This is a genomic window from Dietzia sp. DQ11-71 (assembly GCF_014144995.1).
GTDB classification, from domain to species: Bacteria; Actinomycetota; Actinomycetes; order Mycobacteriales; family Mycobacteriaceae; genus Dietzia; species Dietzia kunjamensis.
The window spans coordinates 1-2,220 of the sequence record NZ_JAALDT010000211.1 but is presented as its reverse complement, the minus strand read 5'-3'; the positions used below and the strand labels follow the sequence as shown (position 1 = coordinate 2,220).

The window sequence follows — 2,220 nt, the reverse complement described above, 5'->3', positions numbered from 1 at the left end:
GTGACCGGCAGGCCCATGCGGGCCGCGACGTCGCCGCGCGCCAGCAGGATCGTGCCGCCGCCCTGCGACTCGACGAACCCGCCGCGCCGCCGGTCGTTGGCCCGGCTGTAGTGCCGCTCGTCGATCCCCTTGGCCGCCATGGCCGCGGAGTCGGCGGTCGCGGACATGTCGGCGAAGCCCTGGATGCCCTCGGTGGACAGGTCGTCGAACCCGCCGGCCACCACGAACTCGGCCTTGCCGGCGCGGATCTTGTCGAAGCCCTCCTCGACGCTCACCGCGGTGGTGGCGCAGGCCGCCACCGGGTGGACCATCGAACCGTAGCCGCCGACGTAGGACTGCATGACGTGCGCGGCCACCACGTTCGGCAGCGCCTCCTGCAGCGTGTCGTTGGCGCGGCTGCGGCCGAGGATGCCGTCGATGTACAGCGAGCGCATGCTGGTCATGCCGCCCATGCCGGTGCCCTGCGTGTTGGCGACGTCGGCCGGGTGGACGTGGGCCAGCAGCTCCGCCGGGGTGAAGCCCGAGGAGATGAAGGCGTCCACGGTGGCGACCAGGTTCCACGCCGCCACCCGGTCGATACCGGAGACCATGTCGGCGGGGATGCCCCACGCCGTGGGGTCGAAGCCGGTGGGGATCTGCCCACCGACCACACGGGTCAGGGTGGCGCGGCGCGGCACCCGGATCTCGGTGCCGGCCTTGCGGGTGACCGTCCACTCGCCGTCCTCGCTGCGGGTGACGACGGTGTTCTCCGGGTCGTCGGACTGGTAGGCGCGGGCCTGGGCCTCGTCGTCCACCACGAAGGACAGATCCTCCGGCAGGAACACCGAGGTGAGCTGCGGCGAGGTGTTGTCGAACATCTCCGCGCGCGAATCGTCGGCGTAGGTGCGCACGCCCACCCGGGCGAGGACCTCGTCGTGGAAACGCTCGGCGATGTCGGCCTCGTCGATCGGGTCACCGGAGGAGGTGACCGTCCAGCCGGCGCGCGGCGAGTCCTCCCAGGTGATGAGCCCGGTCGACCAGGCCAGCTCGACCACGCCGGCGGCGGTGAGGTCGCCGGTGGTCTCCACCTCGAAGCGGGTGCGGGCACTGCCGTAGGGGCCGACCTCGCCGGCGCCCACCATCACGACCATGTCCTCGAGCTGCTGGGTGACCTCGCCCCACTCGGGACGCTCGTCGGCGGTGACCGTCGGCAGCGAGGGCAGCGCGGCGATCGTGCCCGCGGCGTCCTCTGTCGAGGTCTCGGTGGAGGCGGCCGGGCGGTCCGCCGCGAGGGCGGACATGTCCAGGTCGGCCGTGCCGAGTCCGCCGGTGAGGTCGACGGTGACGGGGGCGTCTCCGGCCGCGGAGCGGAAGTCCGGGGTGCACCAGCGCAGCAGCTCGGCAGCCATCTCGGCCGTCGACCAGGTGGACACGCCCGCGGCCTCGACGGCCTCGACGAGCGGGTCGTTGTGGCCCATGAGGCCGGTGCCACGCACCCAGCCGATGATCGCGTGGACGAAGGTCACGCGCTCCGACCAGGACTTCTCCGAGCCCCACTTGGCGATCATGGCGTCCAGCGCGGCCTTGGCCTCACCGTAGGCGCCGTCGCCGCCGAACATGCCACGGTTGGGCGAGCCCGGCAGGACCACGTGCAGGCGGGAGTCGACGTCGGTGTCGGCACCGATCGCACCGAGTCCGGCGACGAGCTTCTCCACGCCCCACAGCAGGACGCGCATCTCGGTCTCGGCGCGCGGGCCGGCGTCGGCCATCGAGCCCTGGACGCGGGGAGCCGCGAACGGGAACAGCAGCGTCGGGGTGAGGGCCGGCTTGAGCACGGTGGTCTGGCCACCGGCCGATTCGGCGTGCTCGGATCCGACCCACTCGACCAGCGCGTCGACGTCCGAGTAGGAGGTCAGGTTGGCCGGCAGGACCCACAGCGCCGCGCCGCCACGGGCGTTGCTGCGGTACAGGTCCTTGAAGAAGGCCAGCTTGGACTGGTCCAGGTTGGAGGTGGTGGCCACCACGGTTGCGCCGCCCGCCAGGAGGCGACCGGTGACGGCGGCGGCGATGGAGCCCTTGCCGGCGCCGGTGACGACGGCGACGTCACCCGCGTACTCGCCGACGAACTCCTCGGCCGCGACCTCCGAGATCTCCCGGTAGGCGCTCGCCAGGGCGTCGCGGCGGGCATCGGTCGCCCGGGCTGCCCACCAGCGGGCCTGCTCGGCGACGATCTCGCCGGCA

At 72.9% G+C, this 2,220-nt stretch carries 1 protein-coding gene; it reads right to left on the bottom strand.

The genetic code is table 11. The annotated features are described in order from the left end of the window. A partial coding sequence (locus G6023_RS08350) for a beta-ketoacyl synthase N-terminal-like domain-containing protein (protein ID WP_277817515.1) occupies nt 1–2,220 on the bottom strand: 2,220 nt, incomplete at both ends.